Annotated in this window: 3 protein-coding genes; all 3 read left to right on the forward strand. The window is 69.5% G+C overall.

Going from position 1 to position 3,401, the window contains the following annotated elements; translation table 11 throughout:
- The first annotated feature begins 192 nt into the window (after window positions 1-192).
- The 3 genes from GBZ26_RS28280 to GBZ26_RS28290 all read left to right on the forward strand — a co-directional run bounded on the left by GBZ26_RS28280 (window position 193) and on the right by GBZ26_RS28290 (window position 3,259).
- Window positions 193-660 carry an OmpA family protein gene (locus GBZ26_RS28280; protein ID WP_174441647.1) on the forward strand — a complete coding sequence of 156 codons (468 nt, stop codon included), beginning with the start codon at window positions 193-195 and terminating at the stop codon, window positions 658-660.
- Between the two features lie 103 nt (window positions 661-763).
- The gene (locus GBZ26_RS28285; protein WP_425514925.1) at window positions 764-1,903 is read left to right on the forward strand and encodes a flagellar motor protein MotA; all 1,140 of its coding nucleotides are present in this window, start codon (window positions 764-766) and stop codon (window positions 1,901-1,903) included.
- A 36-nt stretch (window positions 1,904-1,939) separates the two neighbouring features.
- Window positions 1,940-3,259, forward strand: a complete 1,320-nt coding sequence (locus tag GBZ26_RS28290; RefSeq protein WP_174441649.1) for a peptidoglycan -binding protein — start codon at window positions 1,940-1,942, stop codon at window positions 3,257-3,259.
- Window positions 3,260-3,401: the final 142 nt, after the last annotated feature.

A 3,401-nucleotide genomic window follows, 5' to 3' on the forward strand; every position in this document is an offset into this window, starting at 1 on the left:
ATGACACGAATGCACAATCAATCGTCTGGAGATGCGGAGTTATTCTTCGGATGTATCTCTGTTTTTGTACAATGTGTCCAATAACGGCATATCATACGGGGTCGGTGCGCGGCACAGTAAGATGTGTATAAGGGCCGCCCGGTCTTCCGGGCCCCGACCGTCATGAGGGCGCGGGCCCTCACGCAGATTTCGGTGGGCCCCAGCCCGGCCCAGCCGGCGCTGCCCGAAGGTGCACCGCCGATTCCACCATCGAGCCGGCCGGCGGCGTCCCCGCCGCCCGACCGGACGCAGACCGCCGCCCTGCCGCCGCCGACTCCGAAGGCACCCTCGGCGCCAGCCCTGCCCCGGATGGAGCCGTTGACGGTGCTGTTCGACGGAACGGCCACCGCCTTGCCCGATCCGGCCCAGGCGCGGCTCGACGCCATCGCGGAACGCATGAGCGCCAACCCGCAGCTTCGGCTGCAGATCCGCTCCTACGCCAGCGGCACACCGGAGACGGCGCGCGAAGCGCGGCAGTTGTCGCTGGCCCGCGCGCTGGCCGTGCGCGAACGGCTGGGGACCGCCGGCATCGCCAGCACGCGCGTCGATATCCGCGCGATGGGCATGGAGGCGGCCGGCGGCGCGCCGGACCGGCTGGACGTGGAGTTCCTGAACCAGTGAGCCGCTCTCTGTAACCCGTACCGTCGCCTGCCCCTTCCCCTGGACGAGAGTGCCCATGGCCGCCATCGCCCCATCGTCCCACCCTCTTGAGGAGCCTTCCCCGATGACGCGCCCGGAGCGCTTCCTGACACGGATGATCCTCTTCCTGGTGGTCGTGGGAAGCGTGACGGCCTTGCTGTTCCCGGCCCTGCGCGCCGCCTTCATGAACAACCCGGCGCTGAACGGGCTGATCCTCGGCACGCTGCTCGCCGGCATCCTGTTCATCTTCCGCCAGGTGCTGATGCTGCGGCCCGAAGTGGCGTGGCTGGAGCATTTCCAGTCCGGCAACCCCGCCGTCGCCGCGCCGGAGCCGGTGCTGCTCGCCCCGATGGCGCGCATGCTGCGCGAACGGCGCGGGCGGCTGACCCTGTCGGCGCTGTCGATGCGCTCGCTGCTCGACGGCATCGCCTCGCGGCTGGACGAATCGCGGGAGCTGTCGCGCTACCTGATCGGTCTGCTGATCTTCCTCGGCCTGCTCGGCACCTTCTGGGGCCTGCTGCACACGGTGCAGTCGGTCGGCTCGGTCATCGGCGGGCTGTCGGTGCAGGGCGGCGATGTAGGGGCGATGTTCAGCAACCTCCAGCACGGGCTGGAAGCGCCGCTGACCGGCATGGGCACGGCCTTCAGCTCCTCGCTGTTCGGTCTGGCGGGCTCGCTGGTGCTGGGCTTCCTGGAGCTTCAGGCCAGCCAGGCGCACAACCGCTTCTTCCAGGACGTCGAGGACTGGCTGTCCGGCGCAACCCGCCTCTCCAGCGGGGCCGGCGGCAGCCTGGAGACCGGCGACCAGTCGATGCCCGCCTACCTGACGGCGCTGCTGGAGCAGACGGCGGAGAACCTCGACTCGCTCCAGCGCACCGTCGCCACCGCCGAGGAGGGGCGCCGCTCGGCCAACGCCAATCTGATGGCTCTCACCGAACGGCTCACCACGCTGACCGACCAGATGCGCGCCGAACAGCAGCTCCTCCTCCGTCTCGGCGAGAGCCAGCTGGAGATGAAGGGGCTGTTCGACCGGCTGTCGGACGCGGCCATCGGCGGATTCGACGACGCCTCGCGCCAACATCTGCGCAACATGGACATCTACCTCGCCCGCATGGTCGAGGAATCCTCCACGGGCCGGGTCCAGGCGGTGCAGGAGATCCGCAGCGAGATCAAGCTGCTGGCCCGCACCATCGCCGCCCTGGCCGAAGAATCGGAACAGCGCTGACGCCGACCCATTGTCCGTCCGGAGGGACACCCCGCCATGCCCAGCATCAGCCGCCGCAACGGCCACCGCGAGGCCAGCGCATGGCCCGGATGGGTGGACGCGCTGTCGTCCCTCGTCATGGTGGTCATTTTCCTGCTGATGATCTTCGTCGTCGCCCAGTTCTACATGGCGACCGCCCTGACCGGGCGTGACGAGCAGCTCGGCAGCCTGAACCGCAAGGTGGCGGAGCTGAACGATCTGCTGGCGCTGGAACGAGACGCCAACGCCGACCTGCGCATCAACGTCGCCCAGCTCTCGGCGGAGCTTCAGGGCTCCGTCGCGGCACGCGACACCATGACCGGCCGCATCGCCACGCTCCAGGGCGACCTCGACCACGCCACCCGCGCGGCGGAGGAGTTGCAGCGCACGATCCGCGCCGACAAGGAGACCATCGAGCTGAAGCTGGCCGAAGCCGCCAGCCTCCAGGCCGACCTGAAGGCCCTGCGCGAGGCCCGGACCAAGCTGGAGGGCGAACTGGCCGCCGCCGCCGCGCAGCAGCGCCTGACCGAAGAGCAACGCCAAGCCCTGCTGGCCGAGCTGGGCGGGGAGCGCGACCGGTCCAAGGCGCTGGAGACGCGGCTCGCCAGCGCCGACGAGAAGACGATGCTCGCGCAGAAGGACATCGAGAAGCGCGACATCCGAATCACGGAGCTGATGGCCTCCCTCTCCGCCGAGCAGGGCGCGACCGGCAAGGCGAACGAGCAGGTGGACCTGCTGAACCGGCAGATGGCCGCCCTGCGCGAGCAGCTCGCCCGCATCGGCGCCGCGCTGGAAATCTCGGAGAAGAAGGCGGAGGAGCAGCAGGTCCAGATCGCCGAACTCGGCTCGCGGCTGAACCAGGCGCTGGCCGCCAAGGTGCAGGACCTCGCCCGCTACCGCTCGGAGTTCTTCGGGCGGGTGCGCGAGGCGCTGGGCAACCGGTCCGACGTGCGCATCGTCGGCGACCGCTTCGTCTTCCAGTCGGAGCTTCTGTTCCCCTCCGGCTCGGCGATGCTGGAGGAGGCGGGCAAGCAGCGGCTGGCGGAGCTGGCACGCACGCTGATCGAGATCGGCCGGACGATCCCGCCGGACATCAACTGGGTGCTGCGGGTGGACGGCCACACCGACTCGCGCCCCGTGCGCATCCAGTTCGCCTCGAACTGGGAACTGTCGGCGGCGCGCGCGATCTCGGTCGTCAAGTTCCTGATCGACCAGGGCATTCCGGCGGACCGTCTGGCCGCCGCCGGTTTCGGCGAGTATCAGCCGCTCGACCCCGGCACCAGCGACGAGGCGCTGGCGCGCAACCGGCGGATCGAGGTGAAGCTGGATCAGCGGTAGGAGCCCAATCCCTTCTCCCCTCTGGGGAGAAGGTTAGGATGAGGGGGCGGCCGCAGGCCGGAAAAGCTCTGCAATGAGGCTGCGTTTCCGCCCTTCGGGCGCCCCCTCACTCCCCGACTCACCCCCCACACGGAGAGCAGGG

This window comes from Azospirillum formosense (genome assembly GCF_013340925.1).
Lineage (GTDB): Bacteria > Pseudomonadota > Alphaproteobacteria > Azospirillales > Azospirillaceae > Azospirillum > Azospirillum formosense.